The sequence below is a fragment of the Stella humosa genome (genome assembly GCF_006738645.1).
Taxonomy (GTDB): domain Bacteria; phylum Pseudomonadota; class Alphaproteobacteria; order ATCC43930; family Allostellaceae; genus Allostella; species Allostella humosa.
The window spans coordinates 1,980,083-2,002,571 of the sequence record NZ_AP019700.1 but is presented as its reverse complement, the minus strand read 5'-3'; the positions used below and the strand labels follow the sequence as shown (position 1 = coordinate 2,002,571).

Sequence of the window (22,489 nt, the reverse complement as noted above, 5' to 3'; positions counted from 1 at the left end):
ATGAACCGCGCGATCCGCAACGCGGTTCTTTCGTTCGCCGCCGCAGCCGGCCTGGCCGGCGCGGCGGCGGCCGAGACCCTGCATCCCTGGGTCGTGCTGGGCCCCCAGGGCGCGGTCGTGCGCACGGCCACCACGGATGCCGCCTGCCCCCGCATCCGCTACGACGACTTCGACCGGCCGATGCAGGTGCGCGTCGGCCCCTGGCAGGACTATCCGCACACGGTCTGCGAGGCGCCGCTGCCGGGGATCGTCAAGAGCGTCACCTTCGCGGGTCGGCCGGTGCCGGTGCCGCCCCCCGACCCGCAGCGCATCGTGCTGCTGGGCGATACCGGTTGCCGCATCCGCGGCGGCTTCGCCCAGGCCTGCAACGATCCGGCCGAATGGCCGTTCGCCCGGCTGGCGGCGACGGCAGCCGGCCTGAAGCCCGACCTCGTCATTCATGTCGGCGACTACCACTATCGTGAATCGCCCTGCCCGCAGCCCAGCGCCGGCTGCGAGGGCAGCCCCTACGGCTACAACTGGGCGACCTGGCAGGCGGACTTCTTCACCCCCGCGGCACCGCTGCTGGCGACCGCCCCCTGGGTGATGGTGCGCGGCAACCACGAGGATTGTCGGCGCGCCGGCCATGGCTGGTACCGCTACCTGGAGCCGCGCGTGCGGCCGGTCGACTGCGAGGCCTTTACCGAGCCCTATCGCATCACGCTGGGCGATTTCAGCCTGGTGGTGCTGGATACCGCGCACGCGCTCGACCAACGGCCGCCGCAGCCGCTGATCGAGCGCTACCGGCCGCAGATCGAGCAGGCCCGCGCCCTGGCCACGCCCACGAGCTGGCTGCTGGCCCACCACCCGATCTACGCGATCTGGCGGTTCGAGGGGCAGGAGCGCCGGCCGATCGAGACCAATCAGACCTTGCTGGCGGCCAGCGAGGGCCTGGGACCCGATCCGTTCCCGGTCGTCTTCTCGGGCCATATCCACCGCTTCGACGTCTTCCGCTTCGCCGGCCAGCGGCCGTCGCAGGTGATCGTCGGCGGTGGCGGCACGGCGATCGACGGCGCGCTCAACGACGGCCCGCCCAGCTATGCGATCGCCGGGATGGAGGTGGTCGAGCGCACCTCCGAGAAGGGGTTCCTGTTCCTGCTGCTGGAGCGCGCCGGGGCGGAGTGGCAGGCCTCGGTGATGGATGTCGAAGGCCGCGTCGTCCGGCGCTGCCGACTGGAAGGAAAGAACTTCTCGTGTCCGCAATGACCGCAGCCGCCTCGGCCCTGATCCCGCCCCTGGGTGATCCCGCCGCCTTCGTCCTGGACGAGACCGTGAAGGGGATGCCGCCCGGCGTCGCCCCCTTTCCCATCGGCGCCATCGGGGAGAAGGGCTGGAACCTGCTGGCCGAGGACCTGCCGCTGCCGCTGGCCGTCCTGAAGCGCAGCGCGCTCGACCACAATCTCGACTGGATGGCGCGCTTCGTCGGCGATGCCGGGGCGGTGCTGGCGCCGCACGGCAAGACGACGATGGCCCCCGGCCTCTTCCGCGAACAGGTGGAGCATGGCGCCTGGGCCATCACCGTCGGCACCATCCACCAGGCGATCGTGGCCCGGCGCAACGGCGTGCGCCGGGTGCTGCTGGCCAACCAGCTCATCGGCCGCCAGGCGGTGCGCGGCGCGCTCGACATGCTGCGCCAGGACCCGGGATTCGAGCTGCTGGCGCTGGTCGATTCGGTGGCGTCGGTCGAGCTGCTGGCCAAGGCCGCCGCTGCCGACCCGATCGGCCGCCCGCTGCCGCTGCTGCTGGAGATGGGCTATGCCGGCGGCCGCACGGGCTGCCGCAATGCCGAGACCGCGCTGGCCGTCGCGCGCGCCGTGAAGGCGGCCGAGCCCTATCTGGAGCTGCGCGGCGTCGAGGGGTTCGAGGGGCTGGTCGCCGGCAAGACGATCGAGGAATGCGCAGACCAGGTGCACGCCTTCCTGCGGCGCATGGTGGCGATGGCAGCGGCGACCGAGGCCGGCGGCCTGTTCGCGGATGGCCCGATCATCCTCAGCGCCGGCGGATCGGCCTTCTACGACATCGTCGTCGACCGTTTCCGCCGGGCCGGGCTGCATCGCGAGGTGCTGCTGGTGTCGCGCAGCGGCTGCTACGTCAGCCATGATTCACTGATGTATCGCGATTTCTTCGCGGCCGTGCGCGGCCGGGCGCCGCTGGTCGACCGCCTGGGGCCGGGGCTGCGGCCGGCGATGGAGGTCTGGGCCTATGTCCAGTCGCGGCCGGAGCCGGGCAAGGTGATCCTGACCATGGGCCAGCGCGACGTCGGCGTGACCGGCGGCCTGCCCCAGGCGCAATCCTGGTATCGCCCCGGCGCCGACGGCGCACCGGGGGAGCTTGGCCCCGAGCATGCCGTCACCGGCCTCAACGACCAGCACTGCCACATGACCGTGCCGGTCGGCAGCCCGCTCCAGGTCGGCGACCTCGTGGGCTTCGGCGTCTCCCACCCCTGCGTCACCTTCGACAAGTGGCAGGTGCTGCCGGTGGTGGACGACGCCTACCAGGTGGTCGGCGCCTATCGCACCTTCTTCTGAGGGGGCTGGCCGATGGCCGACATGGACCAGCCGGAGAGGTTGTCCGCCACCGCGGCGGCCCGCGCCATCGCCGATGGGCAGCTTTCGGCCGAGGCGCTGACGCGGGCCTGCCTCGCCCGCATCGCGGCCCGCGACGCCACCATCCGGGCCTGGACCCATCTGGACCCGGACGGCGCCATCGCGGCGGCCCGGGCGGCCGATGCCCGGCCGGCGAGCGGCCCGCTGCATGGCTTGCCGGTCGGCATCAAGGACATCTTCGACGTGGCCGGCATGCCGGCCGAGCGCGGCTCGCCGATCCATCACGGGCGCCGCCCGGTCATGGATGCCGACTGCGTCACCCTGGCCCGTGCGGCCGGCGCCATCATCCCCGGCAAGACGGTGACGACCGAGTTCGCCTGCTTCCATCCCGGCCCGACCACGAACCCCGCCAACACCGCCCACACGCCGGGCGGATCGTCCAGCGGGTCGGCCGCTTCCGTCGCCGACGGCCATGTGCCGCTGGCTTATGGCTCGCAGACCGTGGGCTCCGTCATCCGGCCGGCCGCCTTCTGCGGCGTCGTCGGCATGAAGCTGACGCGCGGGTCCGTGCCGCTCGCCGGCACCATGGCGCTGTCGCCCTCGTTCGACACGCTGGGCGCCTTCGCGCGCGAGGCCCGGGACCTGTTCCTGCTGCTGGAGACATGGTCCGGCACGACGCCGGCCGAAGCCCCCGCGCGGCCGCGCCTCGGCTGGTGCCGGACGCCGCTATGGGACCTGGTGGACCCCGCCTACCGCGCCCATCTCGATGCGATCCTGGCGCAGCTCGCCGCCGCCGGGGCCGAGATCGTGCCGCTCGACCTGCCGCCGGAATTTGCCCCGATGCGCGAGATCCACCGCGCCATCTTCACCATGGAAGCCCTGCAGACGCTCGGCTGGGAATGGACGCAGCATCGCGCCCAGATCAGCCCGCGCCTGGCCGACCTGCTGGCGGAAGCCGAGGCGCGGCCGGCGGGTGACCTGGCGGCAGCCCAGACCGCCGCCGAGGGACTGCGCCAGCGCTTCGACAAGCTGACCGCCGGCCTGGATGCCGTGTTGGCGCCCAGTTCGGCCGGCGAGGCGCCGCGCGGCCTCGACTACACCGGCGACCCGTCGCTGAACGGCATGTGGACGCTGCTGCACGGACCGCTCGTCCATGTCCCCCATGGCCGCGGGCCGAACGGCCTGCCGCTCGGCATTCAGCTCGTCGGGCGGCGCGGCACGGACGCCGGAATGGTCGCGATCGCCGACTGGATGGAACGCAGCCTGCGCAGGTCGACGCAGGGCTGAAATTCCGCTCGACTCCGGGGGCCAGGACCGGTCAATGATCCCGGTTGGCGAGACCCTTGGGACCATCCCGGGTCGGGGCCGATCCAGCACAAGGACGACGACCGGTCGTGGCCATCGAGACGGGCGTCGCCGACGCCATCCACAACAGCGACCGGCTGCACGCCGTGGCGCAGAGCGGGCTGCTCGACCGGCCGCCCCAGCTTGCCTTCGACCGGCTCACCCGGCTGGCCGCCCGCCTGCTGGGGGCGCCGGTGTCGCTGATCACCGTCGTCGATGTCGACCGGCAGTTCTTCGTCAGCCAGCACGGCCTGACGGAGCCCTGGGCCAGTGCCCGGCAGACGCCGCTGACCCACTCCTTCTGCCGCCACGTCGTCGAGACGGGCTCACCGCTGGTCATCAACGACGCCCGGCTCGACGCGCGGGTGCGCGATAACCCGGCCGTCCGTGCGCTGGGGGTGATCGGCTATGCCGCCATGCCGGTCGCCAGCCCGGACGGGGCGGTGCTGGGCGCATTCTGCGCCATCGACCACCATCCGCGCATCTGGAACACCACCGACCTCGGCACGCTGAGCGATCTTGCCGCCACCGCCATGAGCGAGATCGGCCATCGCCGCGAGTTGGCCCGCCGTCGCGAGACGGAGGAGCGGCTGCACATCCTGATGTCCGAGATCGACCACCGGGTGAAGAACAGCCTGGCCGTCACCCGCTCGCTGCTGGAAATGCAGGCCCGCGCTTCCGACGACGCCTTCGTGCGCGAGCAGTTGGAGGAGGCGGCCGCCCGCGTCTCGACCATCGCGCTGGTGCATGACCGGCTCTACGGCCACGAGGCGACGGGCCTGGTCAACCTGGCCGACTACATGCAGCGGCTCTGCGACGACCTGGCCCAGTCCCTCGGAATCGCCGCGGCAGACGGCCTGTTGTCGCTGGACGTGGCGGCCGTGCCCGTCGCCGTCGACCGCGTGGTCTCGCTCGGCCTGATCGTGACCCAGCTCGTCACCACCGCGATCAAGCACCGCACGCGCACCATCGCGGTCGGCTTCGTCGACGGCGATGCCGACGACTATGTGCTGACCGTGACCGACGCCGCGGCCGCCCTGACCGCGACCGACGCCGGCCGCTCGACCGGCCTCGGCACCCGCCTGATGACCGCGCTGACCCGCCAGTTCGGCGGCGAGGCCCACGCGCTCGATGACGGCACGGTGCGCATCCGGATTCCGAAGAGCGGCCTCGGCTGAACCGTCAGGCAGCCGCCATCGGCGGCTGCCGCGCCAGGAACCCGCGCACTGCCGCCACATATTCCGGCCGGCCTACCGCGTTGCCGTGGGCGGCACCCTCGATCAGCACCAGTTCCATCCCCGGGCGGGCCGTGCGCAGCCGCTCGAAGTCCTTGCGGTAGGGATCGGCGGTGCCGACGATGCCGAGCAACGGCACGGGCGTCGCCGCCAGGTCGGCCAGCGTCACCACCTGCTCGGGGTTGGAGCGGCGGGCGGCGGCCAGGGCCAGCGGATCCTTGCCGGCCAGCCGGCGGGCGGAGATCGCCTTCAGTTCCCCGGCCGACGGGACCGGCTGGTCCTTCGGCCACAGGCGCAGGATCTGGGACGAAAGCAGGCCCTGGTCCAATTCGGCCGCCTCGATGTCCACCCGGGCCTGGTCGGCTTCCGACCAGTCGAGCCGGCCGACCGCGCCACCCAGGATCAGGCTGGCGAAGCGCGCCGGGCTGCGCGTGACGAGCTGGGCGGCCACATGGGCGCCCATCGAATAGCCCATGACGTGGGCCCGCGGCAGGCCCAGATGGTCCATCAGCCGGATTGCGTCCCGCCCCATCTCCGGCCCGTAGGCGGCCGGGTCGTGCGGCTGGCCGCTCTTGCCGTGGCCGCGGCTGTCGAAGGCGACGACGCGGTGGCTGCGGGCCAATTCGTCCACCACGCCGCGCTCGACCCAGCCTTCGTCGAGCGAGCTGGAAAAGCCGTGCAGCAGGATCACGGGCTCACCCCCGCCGGCCTCGACATAGCGGATCGGCACGCCGGCCGAATCGAAGTAGCGATCGTCGAGCATGCGGGCAGTTCCCCTGTGGCAGGTGGCTGGGCAGGACCCGATCCTAACCCGCCGGCCCCTGCCCTGTCTGAGATTGCCGGGCGATGCGTTGGGCCAGCAGATCGACGAAGGCGCCGACGCGCGACGGCCGGAAGCGGGCGGTCGGGAACACGGCATGAATACCACCGGACGGCAGGCGCCATTGCGGCAGCACCTCTACCAGCCGCCCGGCCGCCAGGTCGGCCGCGACCAGGAAGTCCGGCAGCACCGACAGGCCGGCGCCGCACAGCACCGCGGCATGGACGGCCTGGGTCGTGTCGATCGCCATCGCGGCCGATGCCTGAAAGCCCTCCCGTTCGCCGTCGCCACGCGCGAACTGCCAGGCGAGCGGGTCGCGCAGCGCCAGGTTGGCGACGAAGGGCACGGTGGCAAGGTCGCCCGGTGCGCTCATCTTCGCGATGTCGTCGGCGAAGTCCGGTGCTGCCACCAGGACCTGCTCGAAATGGCCGATGCGGCGGGCATGCATGCTGGAATCGGCCAGCCAGCCGACGCGGATCGACAGGTCGAGATCGCCGCTCTGCAGGTCGAGGCGGCGGTCGTTCAGGCGGATCTCGGCACGGCAGGCGGGATGGCGCCGCAGGAACTCGGTCACCGCCGGGACGACGGTGATCGTGCCGTAGTCGGTGGGCGCCGTCAGCCGCAGCGTGCCGCGCGGCGCGCTGTTGGCGTGGTCCAGCTCGGCAAAGGCGTCCTCTGCCTCGCGCAGGATGGTGGCCGCGCGGGCATGCAGCATCCGCCCGGCCTCGGTCGGCTCCACCCGGCGGGTCGTCCGTACCAGCAGGCTGGTGCCAAGCTCGGCCTCCAGCCGAGCCACCTGCTGGCTGACCACGGCCTTGGTCACGCCCAGCCGCTCGGCCGCGCGCGTGAAGGCGCGGGTTTCCACGACCGCGACGAAATAGACCAGCCGGTTGAGGCTCTTGGGATCGATCACGGGCAGAGACATAGGTTGTGCGCTGCAAGGCGACAATCTGTTCGTACTGTCAATCTTATCGCGACCACCGGCGAATGCCATCTTCCCGGTCGACGGATGACCACGGAAGGACCGCCCAGATGCTGACCAGACGTACGCTGCTGACGACGATCGCGGCCGGCGCCGCTGCCCTGCCGCTGGCATCGGCCGGCATCGCCCGCGCGGACACGCCGCTGGCCTGGACGGCCTTTCCCACGTCGGAGGCAGGCTTCCTGCGGGCGCCCGTCCTGCTCACCGGGGCGACCGAGGCCATCCTGATCGACGCCGGCTTCACCTATTCCGACGGGGCCGCGGTGGTCGAGGCCATCCGCCAGTCGGGCAAGCGGCTGGCCACCGTCTATGTCAGTGCCAATGACCCCGACTTCTATTTCAGCCTCGTGCCGATCCGGAAAGCGTTCCCCGCGGCGCAGATCCTGGCCGCGCCACAGACCGTGGAACTGATGCGGCGCAAGGCCGCCGGCAAGGTTAAGGCCTGGGCCGGCAAGCTCGGCGCCAACGGCCCGCAGTCGGTCGACGAGCTCGTATTCCCGACCGCCTCGACGGCAGACGCGCTGTTCGTCGACGGCCAGCGGTTGGAGATCGTCGAGACGCCCGGCACCAACGACCGCGGGCGCTACCTGTGGGTGCCGTCGCTCCAGGCGGTGTTCGGGGGCGTGCTCGTGTTCGGCGGGATGTACCCGTGGGTGGCCGATACGGCCACCGCGGCCGAGCGCGGCGCCTGGCTCCAGGCGCTGGACGGCATCGCCGCACGCAAGCCCCGCATCGTCGTGCCGGGCCACATGGTCGCCGGCTGGCCGACCGACATGACGGGTGTGGCGTTCACGCGCGGCTATCTCGTGGCGTTCGAGCAGGAGGCGGCCAAGGCGACCGACGCCGCCGCCCTGATCGCGGCCATGCGCCAGCGCTATCCCGATGCGGCGATGCCGGTCTCGCTCGAGATCGGCGCCAAGGTCGCCAAGGGCGAGATGCGCTGGGGCTGACGCCCGGAGCGGACGAGCCCGGACTTTCCAGAACGAGGACACAGGACATGAAGATCGCCATCGTCGGCGCATCCGGCCAGGCCGGCTCGCGCATCACCGCCGAACTCTCCGCCCGCGGCCATTCCGTGACCGCGATCGCCCGCGACCCCGGCCGGATCGCCCCGCTGCCCCATGTCGTGCCGGTCGCCGGCGATGCGGCCGACGCGGCGGCGCTGGCGGCCCTGCTGAAGGGACACGATGCGGCGGTGAGCGCCATCCACTTCACCGCCAGCGACCCGGAGAAACTGATCGCCGCCGTCGAGGAAGCGGGCGTTCCCCGCTACCTCGTCGTCGGCGGCGCCGGCAGCCTGGAGGTGGCGCCGGGCCGGGTGCTGGTCGAGACGCCGGAGTTTCCCGCGGCCTACAAGGCCGAGGCGACCGCCGGCCTCGCCTTCCTGCGACGGCTGCAGGCCCATCCGACCCTGCCATGGACCTTCCTGTCGCCCTCGGCCATGTTCATCCCCGGCGAGCGGACGGGCCGGTTCCGCCTCGGCCTCGACCAACTCTTGGTCGGCGAAGGGGGCAGCCGCATCTCGTTCGAAGACTATGCCGTGGCGCTGGCCGACGAGATCGAGCGGCCGCAGCACATCCGCCGGCGCTTCACCGTCGGCTACTGACCCCGTTCCCGCCGGGCGATGGCCCGGCGCAGCACGTCGTACAGGCGCGGGTCCTGGGACTGGGCGACGTTGAAACGCAGGAAGCCGCTGGCCGACTGCGACAGGCTGAAGGCATTGCCCGGCGCCAGCACGATGCCCTCGGCCAGCGCATCGCGGGCGATGTCGGCGGCATCGATGCCGCCGGGCAGGCTGCACCACAGGAACATGCCGGCCTGCGGCTCCAGCCAGGGGGTGATGCCGATCGCCTTCAGGCGGGCGCTGGTCGCGGCCATCGCGCCCGCCAGCCGCTGGCGCAAGCCGTCCATGTGCCGGCGGTAGCTGCCGTCGCGCAGCACGGCCGACACCAGCTCCGCGCCCAGGCGCCCGCCCGAGAAGGCGGTCACGATCTTGAGGTCGATCAGCCCCTCCACCCAGTCTGGCCGCGCGGCAATGAAGCCGCAGCGCGCGGAGGCCGACAAGGTCTTGGAGAAGCTGCCGACATGGACGACCCGATCCAGCCCGTCGAAGGCGGCCAGACGTGGCTCCGGCACATGCTCGAAGTCGGCGAAGATGTCGTCCTCGACGATGGTCATGGCGAACTGCTCCGCCAGCTTCAGGATGCGGTGGGCCACGACCGGCGACAGGACGGCGCCGGTTGGGTTGTGGATGGCCGAATTGGTGAGGTAGAGGCGCGGCCGATGCGCGGCCAGCACCTGGCCGAAGCGCTCGATGTCCGGCCCCGACGGGGTGTACGGCACGGCGACGATGCTGGCGCGATGGGCCCGCAGCAAGGCGTGGAAGTTGAAGTAGCACGGGTCGTCCACCAGGACCGTGTCGCCCGGCTCGATCAGGAAGCGGCATAGCAGGTCGAGCGCCTGGGTCCCGGACTCGGTCAGCAGGATCTGCTCGGGCGAGGCCGCGATGCCGCGCTCGCCCATCCGTCGGGCCAGGAGCTGGCGCAGCACCGGCAGGCCGAGCGGGGTGCCGTAATCCACCAGGACCGCGTCGTCGGCCCGTGCCAGGGTCCGCAGCGCGCGGCGCAGTCCCGCTTCCGGCATCCAGGCGGCTGGCAGCCAGCCGCAGCCCGGTTTCAGGACCTCGTCGCCCGCCTCCAGCGACTGGCGCGACACCCAGAACGGGTCGATCCCGCGGTCGAGACGCGGCCCGATCTCCGCCAGCGACAATGGCGCCGGCTTGCCCGCGACATAGAAGCCGGACCCCGGCTGCGAACGGATGACGCCATCGGCCGCGAGGCGCTCATAGGCGTCGACGACGGTCGAGGTCGACATGCCCATGGCCGCCGCCAGCGCCCGGATCGACGGCAGCTTGCTGCCGGGCGTCAGGCTGCGGGCGGCGATGCGCTGGCGGATGGCATCCATGGCGGCCGCGACGCGGGTGCCGCCGCGCCGCCCGCCCGATGCCGGCCCCTCAATCCGTACTGGTTGTGCATTCATAACAGTTCGGCTGAACTGTATTGCAGCGTGCCTGGAATGGCCAGCCAATCGGGCCGATAACGCGAGCGCCAACGGGAAAGGACGGCATGGACAGGATGGCGAGCGGCTGGGTCAACGGGTTCATCGGCATGGCGATCTTCAGCGGCTCGCTGCCGGCGACGCGGGTGGCGGTGATGGACTTCGACCCGGTCTTCCTGACCGTCGCGCGGGCCGCGATCGCCGGGGTGCTGGGGCTTGGCCTGCTGCTGGGTTTCCGCGAGAAGCGGCCGGCCCGCGCCGATCTCGGACCGCTCGTCATCGTCGCCCTTGGCGTCGTCGTCGGCTTCCCGCTGCTGACGGCGCTGGCGCTGCGGCACGTCACGTCGGCCCATTCCATGGTCTTCATTGGCTTGCTGCCGCTGGCGACGGCCACCTTCGGCGTGCTGCGCGGTGGCGAGCGGCCTCGGCCCGCGTTCTGGCTGTTCTCGGGCCTCGGCAGTGCCCTGGTGGCCGGCTTCGCCGTGACCCAGGGTCTGTCGGCCGCCCCCATCGGCGATGCCCTGATGCTGGCCGCCATCATCGTCTGCGGCCTGGGCTATGCCGAAGGCGCCCGCCTGTCGCGGCACCTCGGCGGCTGGCAGGTGATCTCGTGGGCGCTCGTCCTGTCGCTGCCGGCCATGGCCCCGGCCGCCCTGCTGCTGCTGCCGGGGTCGCTGGCTGCGGTCGGCCGGCCCGCCTGGATCGGCCTTGGCTACGTATCGCTCTTCAGCATGCTGATCGGCTTCGTCTTCTGGTATCGCGGCCTGGCCCAGGGCGGCATCGCGGCGGTCGGCCAGCTCCAGCTGCTCCAGCCCTTCCTCGGGCTGGTGCTGGCGGCAACCTTGCTGGACGAGGCGGTGAGCGGTTCGATGCTGGCCGTCACCGCCGCCGTCATCCTGTGCGTGGCGGGTGCCCGCCGGTTCGCGCGGTAGCCGCGGGCCGGCCGTATCGGCGCATCCAGGGAGCCAGGTGGACCGCGCTCATCAGCAGGTACATCGGCACCATTCCGGCGAGCCAGAACCCGGCCGGCGATGCCCCGCAGATCGCATCCGGCCGACCGTCGCCGGCCACGGCTGCCAGCACCGCCATGCCGGCGAAGAGGGGTGCCGCCGCCAGCGACAGCCCCTCCGCGGTTGCAAGCATCCGCTCAGTCACGACCATACTCGTCGTGGCGGCGCCACCAGACGCCCGTCTCGTTGCGTCCCCTGGGCGCGCGATCGAGCCACTGGTAGGCGCCCCACAACCCGTCCAGCCCGCGGGCATAGGCGGAATAGGTGTGGTGGACGACGCCGTCCTCCAGCGCGAACGCGCTCATCCCCGGCCGGTCGCGCTGGAAGGTGGCGGTGTCGGTGCCGCACATGGCCGCGATCCGGGCCTCCGCCCCGCTGCCGCCGCCTTCCTCGCCTGCGCGCCACGCGAACCCCGCCTCGCGGCGGTAGTTGTAGTCGACCGCCCCCAGGCGTTGCTGGTCGGGGGTGAACCAGACGTTGAAGTCCGCATTGAAGTCACCCGCGGACGCCGATGCCCAGGGAAAGGTCCAGCCCATGCGGCGCTTGAAGGCCTGGAGCTTCGCCAGCGGGGCCCGCGAGACCGCCCAGAGCATCACGTCATGGTTGGCCAGGTGCACCTCCAACCCGTTGAAGCCGTCGGCGATCATCGAACAGGACGGGCAGCCGGCCGTGTAGTCCGGCCCGAACATGAAGTGATAGACGAGAAGCTGCGAGCGGCCGCGGAAGAGGTCCCGCAGCGTAGCGTCGCCATCCTCGGTGTCGAACCGGTAGGCCTTGTCGATGCGCACCCAGGGCAGTGCCTGGCGCCGGCGGGCCAGTTCGTCGCCCTGGCGGGTCCATTCCTTCTCGGCCTGCAGCAGGTCGATGCGCGCTGCCATCCATTCTTCGCGGGTGCCGGTCTTGTCGCTGGCGATCATCTGGCGCTCCATTGTCGGTGGTCGTCGCGGCATAGATTGGTGCGCGGGCGCAGGCCGGTGGGAGTGACAAGTTTGGCGGGATTGCGATGGACTCGCTGATCACGGCGGCCGCCCGCGCGCTGGCCGCGGGCGACCCGCTGGCGGCGCTGAAGCGGGTGGCGCTGCGCGACGATGCGCCAGCCCTGGCCTTGCGCGGCATCGCGATGGCGCAGTTGGGCGATCTCGCCCGTGCCAAAGTCCTGCTTCGGCGGGCCGCGCGGGCGTTCGGGCCCAGGGAAGCGGTGGCACGGGCCCGCTGCGTGGTGGCCGAGGCCGAGATCGCGCTCGTCTCGCGCGATCTTGGCTGGCCGGCCCGGGCGCTCGACGCCGCCCGGGCGATCCTTCTGGCCCATGGCGACCACGTGAACGCCGCCCAAGCCCGGCATATCGAGGCCCGCCGCCTGCTGCTGATCGGCCGTCTCGACGCGGCCGAGGAGCGGCTGGGCGAGCCGGCCCCCCTGCCCTTGCCGCCGGCCCTGCTCGCCGCGCGCGAGATGGTCCTGGCCGGCATCGCGCTGCGCCGCCTGCGTACCGGTCCGGCGCGGGCGGCGCTGGAGCGGGCCGGCCAGGCGGCTCGGGACGCCGACATCCCTGCCCTGACGGCCGAGGTCGCGGCGGCCGCCAGCGTCCTGCACAGGCCGGCCGCCCGGCTGATCGCGGGCGGCCAGGCTCGCCCACTGCTGCTGGCGGCGGTCGAGGCCGTCCTGGCATCGGACGCGCTCGTCGTCGACGCCTGCCGCCATGTCGTGCGCGACGCGGGCGTCGTCGTCTCGCTCGCCACCCGCCCGGTGCTGTTCGCGCTCGCCCGTGCGCTGGCGGAGGCCTGGCCGGGGGACGTGTCACGCGACAGGCTGGTGCGGCTGGCGTTCGGTGCAAAGGTGGCCGACGAATCCCACCGCGCCCGCCTGCGCGTGGAGATCGGCCGGCTGCGCGCCGCCTTGCGCGCCCAGGCCACCCTGCGCGCGACCAGTCAGGGATTTGCCCTGGCGCCGCGGCGGGCCAGCGAAGTCGTCGTGCTGGCCCGGCCGGTCGAGGAAGCCCATGCCGGCGTGCTGGCCTTTCTCGCCGACGGGGAAGCCTGGTCGAGTTCGGCACTTGCCCTGGCGCTGGGCACCAGCCAGCGGACGGTGCAACGCGCGCTCGACGAACTGGCGGCCGCCGGCAAGGCACAGGCATTTGGCCATGGCCGGGCACGCCGCTGGGTGACCCCGCCCGTGCCGGGATTCACGACAACCTTGTTACTCCCAGGCCCCCTGCCCGGCGGATAGGGTGGCCAGCATGAAAACGACAGCAGCCGAAATCCTCCGCGAGTACGGCCCTTTTTCGGGCGTCGACGCGGTTCACGGGGTGACCTTCGACGGGCAGCATGTCTGGTTCGCCAGCGGCGACCGGCTGAACGCGCTCGATCCAGCGGGCGGGCAGGTAGCGCGCTCGATAGACGTGCCTGCCCATGCCGGCACCGCCTTCGACGGCCGGCACCTGTTCCAGATCGCCGAGGATCGCATCCTGAAGATCGACCCCGAGAGCGGCCAGGTCCTGGCCTCGATCCCGGCACCCGGCCAGGGCGGCGATTCGGGCATGGCCTGGGCCGAGGGCTCGCTCTGGGTCGGCCAGCATCGCGGCCGCAAGATCCACCAGGTCGACCCTGAGACGGGCACGATCCTGCGCACCATCGAGTCCGACCGCGTCGTCACCGGCGTGACCTGGGTCGATGGCGCGTTGTGGCACGGCACCTGGGAAGGCGAGGACAGCGACGTGCGCCGGATCGACCCGGAGACGGGCGCGGTGCTGGCGGCGATCGAGATGCCGGCGGGCATGGGCGTCTCGGGCCTCGAAGCCGATGGCGGCGACCGCTTCTTCTGCGGCGGCGGGAAGAGCGGCCGGGTGCGGGCCATCCGACGCCCCGCCGGGTCATCGGGAACGGGCGGCCGCTGACCCCTTGCCCGCCCGCCGCCCGATGACCCAGATCAAGGCGGCCCACCCGCCCAGGTGCGATCATCGGGCGGCGAGGGACAGCGATGAACAGACGGCACATGCTTATCGGCGGCGCCACGCTCGCCGCGTTCGGTGGCGGCGCCGCCTGGTTCGCCGGCAGGCGGATGGACCAGGCGGCGGACTACGCCACCGCCGTCGCCCGTTGGCGAGCGCCGCTGCCCGACCCGGCCGCCACCCGCGACCTCATCCGGTATGCAACGCTGGCCGCCAGCGGCCACAATACGCAGCCCTGGACCTTCCGCGTCGATGGCGACGCCATCCGGATCCTGCCGGACCTGTCGCGCCGGACGCCCGTGGTCGATCCCGACGACCACCACCTTTTCGTCAGCCTCGGCTGCGCGGCCGAGAACCTGGCACTGGCTTCGGCGGCGCGCGGTCGCCCCGGCGCAATTGCCTTCGATGCTGCCGACGGCGGATCGGTCGTCTTCTCCGCTGGGGCAGGCAGGGCCGCCGCCTCGCCCCTGTTCGACGCCATTCCGGCGCGGCAGTCGACCCGCGCCGAGTATGACGGCCGCCCGGTCAGCCCGGCCGACCTCGACCGCCTGGCTGCGGCTGCCGCGGTGCCGGGGGTCGATCTGGTCCTGCTGGCCGACCGCGCGCGGATGGAGCGTGTGTGCGACCTGGTGGTGGCCGGCAACGGCGCCCAGATGGCCGACCCGGGCTTTCTCCGGGAATTGAAGGCCTGGCTGCGCTTCAACCCGCGCCAGGCCATGCAGGCCGGCGACGGCCTCTACAGCGTGGCCAGCGGCAACCCGACCCTGCCCGCCTGGCTTGGGCCGCATGCCTTCGACTGGCTGGTAACGGCTGGCTCGGAGAACGACAAATATGCCCGGCAGGTCCGCTCGTCCGCCGGGATCGCGGTGTTCGCCGGCGCGCGGGCCAACCCCGCCCACTGGGTCGCCGTCGGCCGGGCATGCCAGCGGTTCCAGTTGCAGGCCACCGCGATGGGGTTGCGGCACGCCTTCATCAACCAGCCGGTCGAAGTGCCAGCCTTGCGGCCGGAACTGGCGGCACTTGCCGGGATGCGGGGCAAGCGGCCCGACATCGTCCTGCGCTTCGGCCAGGGGCCCCTGCTCCCCTATTCGCCCCGCCGGCCGGTGGATGCGGTGATCGCAGGCCCCCCCCCATCCGTCGCCTGACCGCGCAGGCACGGGTCGAAGCACGACAGCGCCGGGGACCATAGCGCCAATTGCGACATCTGCCTGCTGCCTGGCTGGCGGCCAGCACCAAGTCGATACTCGGCACGCTCTATGGCGCCGCCATCCTGTTCGCCATCGTGCGTCGGCTCACCGTCACCCCATGAAAGAACGGCCGATGCATTGCTCTGCAGACGATCTGCCCGCCGCCGTCCGCGATCTCGGGATGCGCTTAGGGGTGCCGCCTGGCGGCAGCGAGGAGGCCATCGTCACCCTGACACAGGCCGGCCACATGAAACGGCAGTTGGGTTCACCATCCTGGATGGCGTTCACGGCCCGACAGACCATCGCGCCCACGACATGTGCGTTCGAATGGCGTGCGCGCTTCGGCCCGCTGGGTTCGATCTCCGTGTGCGATGCGTTGGCCGATGGACAGGCACGGTTGGATGTCATGGCGCTGGGCTTCATCCCGCTGGCACGCACGGCGCCCACGGCTGCCTTGCTGCGGGGCGAACGGATGCGCTACCTGGCCGAACTCGCCTGGGCTCCCGATGCGATCCTGGCCAACGCCGATCTGCGCTGGCGGGGGGATGGCCCCGACCGGCTGGTCGTCCGCACCGGGGATGGGCCGGCTGCGGCCGAAATCACCATGACGCTCGACGGTGACGGCCGGATCGCATCCACCTTCGCCGCCGATCGCCCGCGCGCGGCCGTCGAACCGACGCTGCCGACGCCGTGGCGCGGCCGCTTCTCCGACTATCGCCTGCATCTCGGCCGATGGCTTCCCTTCGCCGGCGAGGTCGCCTGGGTGATCGATGGTCGGGAAGAAGTCTACTGGCGAGGCGCGCTGACATCCTGGTCGATGGCGGCATAGCCTCGACCCGGCGCTACCCACCGGCACCGCCCTCACTCTCGCCGCGTCTCCGCAGGCGTCTCGCCGAAGCGCCTGCCATAGGCAACGGCGAACCGGGACGGGTTGGTGAAGCCGAAGCGCCGGGCGATGGCGCGTGTGCTGTCCGTGCCGTCGCTGGCCAGCAGGGCCGCCCGGGCGTGCTGCAGGCGGATGTCGTGGAAGGCCGCCAGCGGCGTGGTGTCGCGGAAGCGCCGGAAGGCATTCAGCAACGTCCGCGTGCCGCAGCCAGCAGCGGCAGCCACATCGGCTATCGTCACCGCCTGATCGGACGAGGCATGCATGAATGCCAGCGCGCGGCGCAGGTGTGCCGGCGCCGGGGCCGCCACCGCCCGGTCGAGCCGCGCCGCATGGCTGTGCGGCAGGGCGTTGAGCATCAGGTGGACCAGGCCATCGGTGAACGACTCGAGTGCGGCGGGCACGCCGGTCATGCCCATCGGATCGCCCAGTTCCGAGACGAAGTAGGCGATCGTCCGACGCAGGGCGGGCAATCGGCCCAGGCTCCAGTCGATGTGGCTGGCAAACGCCAGCGGCACATGCAGCGGCTCGTCGAGCAGGCCGACCAGGGCACGCTCCATGCGCGCGGCCTCGATCCACAGCATCACCCGCGCGGTATCGTCCCACGTCTCGAACTGTCGCTGCTGCCGTCCGTCATAGATAAGCCCATGCGACCGATCGCCTACGGCCGGCTGCTGCCCGCCCAGCCGCATCTGCAGGGCGCCGCTGGTCGTCAGCACCACGCAGAACCGGGCAAGGCCCTCGCCATCCACGCGGATGTCGGTCGCGTACCGATCCCGGTTGTAGCCGAGCGCCAGGGCCCCCGCCTGGCGTATCCCCAGCAGGCTGAGCGGCCCCGCCGCCGCGTCGGCGCGGGCCTCACGGTCCTTCAGCCGGTAGGTGACGCGGTTGTTGATCGGCTGGTAGTCGCGCTGTGCCCCGGCCGCCGCTCCGTGGCCCTCGGGATACTGGATCTCGATCGACGTGAAGGTATCGAGCAGCGACTGCCCCACCTGGATCATCGGTCGCGACCTGGCCCGCATCCGAGGGTGGCCGACTGCCCAGGCGGACGATCCCCACCTGTCGGTTCGAAACTTGAGCCCGGCACGCTATTCTGGCTTATCGTCTTCATTGCATTGCATCGCAGGCGGGGATTGGCGCGACCGGCATCCGGCCAGGACGCACCCCCGCGGACCCTTCAAGAGACAGATTGCGAACCCAAGATACAGGATCGGCAACAGAGTGATAAGCCGCGGCTATTGCGCGCTCTCGCAACCGGGCGCGATTTGGTAGGAAGCCGCGACTGGGACCGTCCACTGATCGCAACCGGGAGCACCCGAGAATGTCCATCCGAATCAATAGTGTGGCGCCGAACTTCGACGCCGAGACGACGCAGGGCCCGATCAATTTCCACGACTGGATCGGCGATGGCTGGGCGATCCTGTTCAGCCACCCCAAGGACTTCACGCCGGTCTGCACCACCGAGCTTGGCTACATGGCCGGCCTGGTGCCGGAATTCACGCGCCGCAACACCAAGATCATCGGCCTCAGCGTCGATCCGGTCGGCAACCATGCGCGCTGGGCCCAGGACATCGAGGAGACGCAGGGCCACGCCGTCACCTACCCGATGATCGGCGACACCGACCTGAACGTGGCCAAGCTGTACGACATGCTGCCGGCGGAGACGGCGGGCGAGGCGTCGGGGCGCACGGCAGCCGACAACGCGACCGTTCGCGCCGTCTTCATCATCGGCCCGGACAAGAAGATCAAGGCGATGCTCATCTATCCGATGACGTCCGGCCGGAACTTCGACGAGGTGCTGCGCCTGCTCGATTCGCTGCAGCTTTCCGCCAAGCACACGGTCGCCACGCCGGTGAACTGGCGCCCGGGCGACGACGTGATCATCCCGCCCGCCGTGTCCGACGAGGCGGCCAAGCTGAAGTACCCGGAGGGCTGGAAGACGCTGAAGCCCTACCTGCGCGTCGTCGCCCAGCCGAAGTGATCGGGGCGACCGGGGCCGCATGACGACCAGGGTCCCGGCCTTCCGGCCGGGACCCGATCTTCCGATTCAAGGCCAGCGCGCGGGGAGGCGCGGACATCATGATCTTCCGCCAGATGTTCGAGCCGGTATCGAGCACCTACACCTACCTGCTGGCCAGCCGCCGCGGCGGCGAGGCGCTGCTCATCGACCCGGTGCTGGAGAAGGTGGACCGCTATCGCCAGCTCCTGAAGGAACTCGACCTGAAGCTGGTGAAGGCGGTCGACACGCACCTCCACGCCGACCACATCACCGGCCTGGGCGCGCTCCGCGACCTGACGCAATGCGTCACCGTGATGGGCGAGCAGAGCAAGGTCGACGTCGTTTCCATCCGCGTCGCCGACGGCGACCAGATCGGCATCGAGGGCATCAATCTCGACGTCCTCTACACGCCCGGCCACACGGACGATTCCTACAGCTTCCTCTTCGGTGACCGGGTGTTCACCGGCGATACGCTGCTGATCCGCGGCACCGGCCGGACGGACTTCCAGAACGGCGACCCGCGGATGCAGTACGAGTCCCTGTTCGGCCGGCTGCTGAAGCTGCCGGACGATACGCTCGTCTACCCCGCGCACGACTACAAGGGCGACACGGTCAGCACGATCGGCGAGGAGCGGGCGTGCAACCCGCGCCTCCAGGTGAAATCCGCCGACGAGTATGCCGAGCTGATGAACAACCTGAACCTCGCCAACCCCAAGATGATGGACGTGGCCGTGCCGGCCAACATCCGCCAGGGGCTGGCCCAGGCCGAGATCGCACGGGCCGGCTGGGCGCTCAGCGCCGAGCAGGCCAAGGCGATGGTCGGCCGGCCCGACGTCGCCCTGATCGACCTGCGCGAGAAGCGCGAGCGCGAGCGCCATGGCGAGATCCCGGGCGCGCTCCACCTCTCCTACCAGGACCTCCAGGCCAACGTGTCACCGAGCGGCATCCTGCATGTGCTGGGTGCCACGCCGGGCAAGATGCTGCTGTTCTACTGCGCCTTCGGCGAGCGCTCGGCCATGGCGGTCAGGGCCGCCCAGGATGCGGGCCTGGCCAGCGCGCGCCATATCGAGGGCGGCATCGACGCCTGGAAGGCAGCCGGCGGGGCACTCGCGTGATGGCGGAGGCGACGCCGACCCTGCTGTCCGGCGGCAACCCGCAGATCCCCAAGGGCTACGGCGATGGCCCCGTGCAGGCCTATATCGCGGCCATGCCGGGCTGGAAGCAGGACATCGGCCGCCGCCTCGACGCGCTCATCGTCCGCACCGTGCCGGGCGTGCGCAAAGCGGTGAAATGGAACTCGCCCTTCTACGGCATCGCGGACGACTGCTGGTTCCTCAGCTTCCACTGCTTCACGAAATACGTGAAGGTGGCCTTCTTTCGCGGCGCGGCCCTGTCGCCGGTGCCGCCAGGAGCGTCCAAAAGCAAGGACACGCGCTACCTCGACATCCGCGAGCATGACCCGCTCGACGAAAACCGGCTGGCCGACTGGGTCCGCCAGGCCAGCCAGTTGCCGGGCGAGAAGATGTAGACTCAGCCGCCCGGGTGCAGGCCCGGCGCCTCCTGGCCGGTGCGGGCCACATACTCGGTATAGCCGCCGGCATACTGGTGGATGCCGTCCGGCGTCAGCTCCAGCACCCGGTTGGACAGGGCCGCCAGGAAGTGGCGGTCGTGCGAGACGAAGAGCATCGTGCCCTCGAACTCGGCCAGGGCCGCCACCAACATCTCCTTGGTCGCCATGTCCAGGTGGTTCGTGGGCTCGTCCAGAACCAGCAGGTTCGGCGGGTCGAACAGCATCTTGGCCATCACCAGACGGGCCTTCTCGCCGCCCGACAGCACCCGGCAGCGCTTCTCGACATCGTCGCCGGAGAAGCCGAAGCAGCCGGCCAGCGCGCGCAGCGGGCCCTGCCCTGCCTGCGGGAACGACGCCTCCAGGGATTCGAAGATGGTTTCGTCGCCGTCCAGCAGTTCCATGGAGTGCTGGGCGAAATAGCCCATCTTCACGCTGCTGCCGACCACGACCGCCCCATCGTCCGGCGCGTCGGCCCCGGCCGCCAGCTTCAGCAGGGTGGATTTCCCGGCGCCATTCACGCCCAGCACGCACCAGCGTTCCTTGCGGCGGACCTGGAGGTCGAAGCCCGCATAGATCGACTGGCTGCCGTAGCGCTTGTGGATGCCGCGGAAGCCCACCACGTCGTCGCCCGAGCGCGGCGCCGGCCGGAACTCGAACTGCACGGTCTGGCGCCGTCGGGGGGGCTCCACCCGCTCGATCTTGTCGAGCTTCTTCACCCGGCTCTGCACCTGGGCGGCGTGCGAGGCGCGCGCCTTGAAGCGCTCGATGAACTTGATTTCCTTGGCCAGCATCGCCTGCTGGCGCTCGAACTGCGCCTGGCGCTGCTTCTCGCCCAGCGCGCGCTGCTGTTCGTAGAAATCATAGTTGCCGGAATAGGTGATGAGCGAGCCGCCGTCGATCTCGACCACCTTGCCGACGATGCGGTTCATGAACTCGCGGTCGTGCGAGGTCATCAGCAGCGCGCCGTCGTAGTTCTTCAGGAAGGCTTCCAGCCAGATCAGGCTTTCAAGGTCGAGATGGTTGCTGGGCTCGTCCAGCAGCATGCCATCGGGCCGCATCAGCAGGATGCGGGCGAGTGCGACGCGCATCTTCCAACCGCCGGACAACAGGCCGACATCGCCGTCCATGCGCTCCTGGCTGAAGCTCAGCCCGGCCAGCACCTCGCGCGCGCGGCCCTCCAGCGCATAGCCGTCCAGCTCCTCGAACTGCCCCTGCACGTCGCCATAGCGCGCGATGAGCGCATCCATGTCGTCGGCCTGGTCCGGGTCGACCATGGCCGCCTCGAGCGTCCCCATCTCGGCCAGCAGCGCACTCAGCGGCCCGGCACCGTCCATCACGGCCGCAACCGCGCTCTGGCCCGACATTTCGCCGACATCCTGGCTGAAATAGCCGATGGTCATGCCGGCATCGATCACGACCTGCCCGTCGTCGGGCCGCTCCTGGCCGGCAATCATCCGGAACAGCGTCGTCTTGCCGGCACCGTTCGGCCCGACCAAGCCTGCCTTCTCCCCCTTCTGGATGCCCATCGAGGCGTCGATGAACAGGATCTGGTGGCCGGCCTGCTTGCTGATGTTGTCGAGGCGAATCATGGGTCCGTGCTGGGCTGGAAAGGGGCTGGGGCCGAGCTTATAGCCCAATTGCGACACCAATACTGCGCGACGAAACCGCACTGCGCGGGGGGCACCCCTCCATCCCCTACCCCGCCGCCTGCCTTGTTGCGGGGGCTGCTTCGGCTATATCACTGGATAGTCCGGGAATGCTGGCGATGGGCAAACAACGGAGCCCACCATCGCAACCGCAGGTCCCGTCCGGTAGAGCGCATGCCAACCTTACGCCAGCTTGAGTATCTCGTTGCAGTCGCCGATCTTCAGCATTTCGGTCGGGCCGCGCAGGCCTGCAATGTCTCCCAGCCGAGCCTGAGCCAGCAACTCCGCGCGCTCGAGCAACGGCTGGGCGTGGTCTTGATCGAGCGGCGCGCGTCGGGCGCCGAACTGACGCCGATCGGTCGCGAGATCAGCGCCCGCGCCCGCCGGCTGGCTATCGAAGTCCAGGATATTCGCGACCTCGCGCGACGCGCCGGCGAGCGGCTCGTCGGCACGGTGCGCTTTGGTGTCACGCCGACATTGGGCCCCTACCTCATGCCGTCGATCGTCGCCGCGCTGCATCGCGAGCAGCCCGATCTGAAGATGCACATCAGGGAGGGCATTCCAGAGGAACAGGCGCTCGCGCTGTCGCGTGGCGCGCTCGACATGCTGCTCGGCCCGCTACCGATCGACGGCGTCGACCTCGAGGTCCAACCTTTGTTTCGCGAACGCCTGTTCCTGGTGGCTCCCCCCGACCATCCCCTGGCCACATGCCCGGCCCTGAGCCTGGAGCAACTGAAGGGTGCGCGGGTGCTCAGCCTGGACACGCGTCACCACCTGCATCGCCAGGTCGCCGCGATCTGCGCCGAACTCGGCATGGTCCTGCTTCGCGACTATGAGGGCACCAGCCTCGACAGCGTGCACCAGATGGCAGCGTCGGGCATCGGTCTGGCGATCCTGCCCGAACTGTACGTCCGCTCCGATGTCGGCGGGCGGACGGGCGTGACCGTGCTCGCGCCCGACGGATGGAGGTTCACCCGCAGCATAGCCGCGGCATGGCGATCGGGGGCTGCCTACCAGCACTCCTATCGGACGATCGGAGAACGGATCCAGGCGGAGGCCGGCGCACTCACCGGCTGACCGGTGGCCCAGGGCGACCAAGGCGACCGAAGCGATAGGCTCAGCCTATCGCGCCGCGCCGATAATCGAATTGGCAGTCTATCAACGGTCGGCCTATGTCGGTTGTCGCGGACCGGGCCCCTCTGACGACCGATCGATCGGTCGTGATG

Annotated in this window: 22 protein-coding genes; 15 read left to right on the top strand and 7 right to left on the bottom strand. The window is 70.8% G+C overall.

What is annotated here, in order from left to right; all coding sequences use genetic code 11:
• The 4 genes from STVA_RS09415 to STVA_RS09400 all read left to right on the top strand — a co-directional run bounded on the left by STVA_RS09415 (window position 1) and on the right by STVA_RS09400 (window position 5,107).
• Entirely contained in the window at window positions 1-1,245 is a 1,245-nt protein-coding gene (locus STVA_RS09415; protein WP_123688901.1) for a metallophosphoesterase family protein, read from the top strand.
• Entirely contained in the window at window positions 1,242-2,567 is a 1,326-nt protein-coding gene (locus STVA_RS09410; RefSeq protein ID WP_123688902.1) for an amino acid deaminase, read from the top strand. The genes STVA_RS09415 and STVA_RS09410 overlap by 4 nt, the downstream gene beginning before the upstream one ends.
• 12 nt (window positions 2,568-2,579) lie before the next feature.
• Window positions 2,580-3,872: an amidase gene (locus STVA_RS09405; RefSeq protein WP_123688903.1), complete on the top strand. Its 1,293-nt coding sequence runs from the start codon at window positions 2,580-2,582 to the stop codon at window positions 3,870-3,872.
• A 107-nt stretch (window positions 3,873-3,979) separates the two neighbouring features.
• Window positions 3,980-5,107, top strand: coding sequence for a sensor histidine kinase (locus STVA_RS09400; RefSeq protein WP_170216372.1), 1,128 nt, complete (start codon window positions 3,980-3,982; stop codon window positions 5,105-5,107).
• Between the two features lie 4 nt (window positions 5,108-5,111).
• On the opposite strand, the gene STVA_RS09395 is transcribed toward STVA_RS09400, so the two are convergent.
• Window positions 5,112-5,927 (bottom strand): alpha/beta fold hydrolase, encoded by an 816-nt coding sequence (locus STVA_RS09395; protein ID WP_123688905.1) that lies wholly within the window; start codon window positions 5,925-5,927, stop codon window positions 5,112-5,114.
• Window positions 5,928-5,970: 43 nt separating this feature from the next.
• A complete protein-coding gene (locus STVA_RS09390; protein ID WP_123688906.1) occupies window positions 5,971-6,909 on the bottom strand; it encodes a LysR family transcriptional regulator in 939 nt (312 codons plus the stop codon).
• A 107-nt stretch (window positions 6,910-7,016) separates the two neighbouring features.
• Between STVA_RS09390 and STVA_RS09385 the strand changes: the two genes are divergently transcribed.
• Both STVA_RS09385 and STVA_RS09380 read left to right on the top strand, forming a co-directional pair.
• Entirely contained in the window at window positions 7,017-7,916 is a 900-nt protein-coding gene (locus STVA_RS09385) for an MBL fold metallo-hydrolase (protein WP_123688907.1), read from the top strand.
• Window positions 7,917-7,963: 47 nt separating this feature from the next.
• Window positions 7,964-8,572: an NAD(P)-dependent oxidoreductase gene (locus tag STVA_RS09380; protein ID WP_123688908.1), complete on the top strand. Its 609-nt coding sequence runs from the start codon at window positions 7,964-7,966 to the stop codon at window positions 8,570-8,572.
• On the opposite strand, the gene STVA_RS09375 is transcribed toward STVA_RS09380, so the two are convergent.
• Entirely contained in the window at window positions 8,566-10,005 is a 1,440-nt protein-coding gene (locus tag STVA_RS09375) for an aminotransferase-like domain-containing protein (protein WP_170216373.1), read from the bottom strand. The genes STVA_RS09380 and STVA_RS09375 overlap by 7 nt on opposite strands.
• A gap of 86 nt (window positions 10,006-10,091) precedes the next feature.
• Between STVA_RS09375 and STVA_RS09370 the strand changes: the two genes are divergently transcribed.
• Window positions 10,092-10,955 carry a DMT family transporter gene (locus tag STVA_RS09370; RefSeq protein ID WP_123688909.1) on the top strand — a complete coding sequence of 288 codons (864 nt, stop codon included), beginning with the start codon at window positions 10,092-10,094 and terminating at the stop codon, window positions 10,953-10,955.
• On the opposite strand, the gene STVA_RS09365 is transcribed toward STVA_RS09370, so the two are convergent.
• Together STVA_RS09365 and STVA_RS09360 are read right to left on the bottom strand one after the other, a co-directional pair.
• Entirely contained in the window at window positions 10,915-11,166 is a 252-nt protein-coding gene (locus STVA_RS09365; RefSeq protein ID WP_123688910.1) for a hypothetical protein, read from the bottom strand. The genes STVA_RS09370 and STVA_RS09365 overlap by 41 nt on opposite strands.
• A 4-nt stretch (window positions 11,167-11,170) precedes the next feature.
• Window positions 11,171-11,950, bottom strand: a complete 780-nt coding sequence (locus STVA_RS09360; protein ID WP_197735832.1) for a DUF899 domain-containing protein — start codon at window positions 11,948-11,950, stop codon at window positions 11,171-11,173.
• Between the two features lie 86 nt (window positions 11,951-12,036).
• Here STVA_RS09360 and STVA_RS09355 point away from each other — a divergent pair, with 86 nt between their 5' ends.
• From STVA_RS09355 to STVA_RS09340, 4 genes are all read left to right on the top strand, one after another.
• Complete coding sequence (locus STVA_RS09355) at window positions 12,037-13,257, top strand: helix-turn-helix domain-containing protein (protein WP_123688911.1); 1,221 nt, start codon at window positions 12,037-12,039, stop codon at window positions 13,255-13,257.
• A 10-nt stretch (window positions 13,258-13,267) separates the two neighbouring features.
• On the top strand, window positions 13,268-13,924 hold the full coding sequence (locus STVA_RS09350) for a Vgb family protein (RefSeq protein WP_123689825.1): 657 nt from the start codon (window positions 13,268-13,270) through the stop codon (window positions 13,922-13,924).
• An 83-nt stretch (window positions 13,925-14,007) separates the two neighbouring features.
• Window positions 14,008-15,123 carry an Acg family FMN-binding oxidoreductase gene (locus STVA_RS09345; protein ID WP_123688912.1) on the top strand — a complete coding sequence of 372 codons (1,116 nt, stop codon included), beginning with the start codon at window positions 14,008-14,010 and terminating at the stop codon, window positions 15,121-15,123.
• A gap of 160 nt (window positions 15,124-15,283) precedes the next feature.
• Complete coding sequence (locus STVA_RS09340) at window positions 15,284-15,994, top strand: DUF6544 family protein (RefSeq protein ID WP_142235718.1); 711 nt, start codon at window positions 15,284-15,286, stop codon at window positions 15,992-15,994.
• 32 nt (window positions 15,995-16,026) lie between these two features.
• On the opposite strand, the gene STVA_RS09335 is transcribed toward STVA_RS09340, so the two are convergent.
• On the bottom strand, window positions 16,027-17,049 hold the full coding sequence (locus tag STVA_RS09335) for an AraC family transcriptional regulator (RefSeq protein WP_170216374.1): 1,023 nt from the start codon (window positions 17,047-17,049) through the stop codon (window positions 16,027-16,029).
• 320 nt (window positions 17,050-17,369) lie between these two features.
• Here STVA_RS09335 and STVA_RS09330 point away from each other — a divergent pair, with 320 nt between their 5' ends.
• The 3 genes from STVA_RS09330 (at window position 17,370) to STVA_RS09320 (ending at window position 19,575) form a co-directional block, all read left to right on the top strand.
• A complete protein-coding gene (locus STVA_RS09330; protein WP_123688915.1) occupies window positions 17,370-18,029 on the top strand; it encodes a peroxiredoxin in 660 nt (219 codons plus the stop codon).
• A 98-nt stretch (window positions 18,030-18,127) separates the two neighbouring features.
• Window positions 18,128-19,162, top strand: a complete 1,035-nt coding sequence (locus tag STVA_RS09325) for an MBL fold metallo-hydrolase (RefSeq protein WP_123688916.1) — start codon at window positions 18,128-18,130, stop codon at window positions 19,160-19,162.
• Window positions 19,162-19,575 (top strand): DUF1801 domain-containing protein, encoded by a 414-nt coding sequence (locus tag STVA_RS09320; protein ID WP_123688917.1) that lies wholly within the window; start codon window positions 19,162-19,164, stop codon window positions 19,573-19,575. Before STVA_RS09325 ends, STVA_RS09320 begins: the two co-directional genes overlap by 1 nt.
• 2 nt (window positions 19,576-19,577) lie before the next feature.
• Here the strand turns inward: STVA_RS09320 and abc-f are convergent, their stop codons facing one another.
• Window positions 19,578-21,206 (bottom strand): ribosomal protection-like ABC-F family protein, encoded by a 1,629-nt coding sequence (abc-f, locus tag STVA_RS09315; RefSeq protein WP_123688918.1) that lies wholly within the window; start codon window positions 21,204-21,206, stop codon window positions 19,578-19,580.
• Window positions 21,207-21,437: 231 nt separating this feature from the next.
• Here abc-f and STVA_RS09310 point away from each other — a divergent pair, with 231 nt between their 5' ends.
• A complete protein-coding gene (locus STVA_RS09310) occupies window positions 21,438-22,340 on the top strand; it encodes a hydrogen peroxide-inducible genes activator (protein ID WP_123688919.1) in 903 nt (300 codons plus the stop codon).
• Window positions 22,341-22,489: the final 149 nt, after the last annotated feature.

Coding starts and splice junctions, on each gene's coding strand:
- STVA_RS09415 (WP_123688901.1), top strand. CDS start 1: ATGAACCGCGCGATCCGCAACGCGGTTCTTTCGTTCGCCGCCGCAGCC.
- STVA_RS09410 (WP_123688902.1), top strand. CDS start 1,242: ATGACCGCAGCCGCCTCGGCCCTGATCCCGCCCCTGGGTGATCCCGCC.
- STVA_RS09405 (WP_123688903.1), top strand. CDS start 2,580: ATGGCCGACATGGACCAGCCGGAGAGGTTGTCCGCCACCGCGGCGGCC.
- STVA_RS09395 (WP_123688905.1), bottom strand. CDS start 5,927: ATGCTCGACGATCGCTACTTCGATTCGGCCGGCGTGCCGATCCGCTAT.
- STVA_RS09390 (WP_123688906.1), bottom strand. CDS start 6,909: ATGTCTCTGCCCGTGATCGATCCCAAGAGCCTCAACCGGCTGGTCTAT.
- STVA_RS09385 (WP_123688907.1), top strand. CDS start 7,017: ATGCTGACCAGACGTACGCTGCTGACGACGATCGCGGCCGGCGCCGCT.
- STVA_RS09380 (WP_123688908.1), top strand. CDS start 7,964: ATGAAGATCGCCATCGTCGGCGCATCCGGCCAGGCCGGCTCGCGCATC.
- STVA_RS09375 (WP_170216373.1), bottom strand. CDS start 10,005: ATGAATGCACAACCAGTACGGATTGAGGGGCCGGCATCGGGCGGGCGG.
- STVA_RS09370 (WP_123688909.1), top strand. CDS start 10,092: ATGGACAGGATGGCGAGCGGCTGGGTCAACGGGTTCATCGGCATGGCG.
- STVA_RS09365 (WP_123688910.1), bottom strand. CDS start 11,166: ATGCTTGCAACCGCGGAGGGGCTGTCGCTGGCGGCGGCACCCCTCTTC.
- STVA_RS09360 (WP_197735832.1), bottom strand. CDS start 11,950: ATGATCGCCAGCGACAAGACCGGCACCCGCGAAGAATGGATGGCAGCG.
- STVA_RS09355 (WP_123688911.1), top strand. CDS start 12,037: ATGGACTCGCTGATCACGGCGGCCGCCCGCGCGCTGGCCGCGGGCGAC.
- STVA_RS09350 (WP_123689825.1), top strand. CDS start 13,268: ATGAAAACGACAGCAGCCGAAATCCTCCGCGAGTACGGCCCTTTTTCG.
- STVA_RS09345 (WP_123688912.1), top strand. CDS start 14,008: ATGAACAGACGGCACATGCTTATCGGCGGCGCCACGCTCGCCGCGTTC.
- STVA_RS09340 (WP_142235718.1), top strand. CDS start 15,284: ATGAAAGAACGGCCGATGCATTGCTCTGCAGACGATCTGCCCGCCGCC.
- STVA_RS09335 (WP_170216374.1), bottom strand. CDS start 17,049: ATGATCCAGGTGGGGCAGTCGCTGCTCGATACCTTCACGTCGATCGAG.
- STVA_RS09330 (WP_123688915.1), top strand. CDS start 17,370: ATGTCCATCCGAATCAATAGTGTGGCGCCGAACTTCGACGCCGAGACG.
- STVA_RS09325 (WP_123688916.1), top strand. CDS start 18,128: ATGATCTTCCGCCAGATGTTCGAGCCGGTATCGAGCACCTACACCTAC.
- STVA_RS09320 (WP_123688917.1), top strand. CDS start 19,162: ATGGCGGAGGCGACGCCGACCCTGCTGTCCGGCGGCAACCCGCAGATC.
- abc-f (WP_123688918.1), bottom strand. CDS start 21,206: ATGATTCGCCTCGACAACATCAGCAAGCAGGCCGGCCACCAGATCCTG.
- STVA_RS09310 (WP_123688919.1), top strand. CDS start 21,438: ATGCCAACCTTACGCCAGCTTGAGTATCTCGTTGCAGTCGCCGATCTT.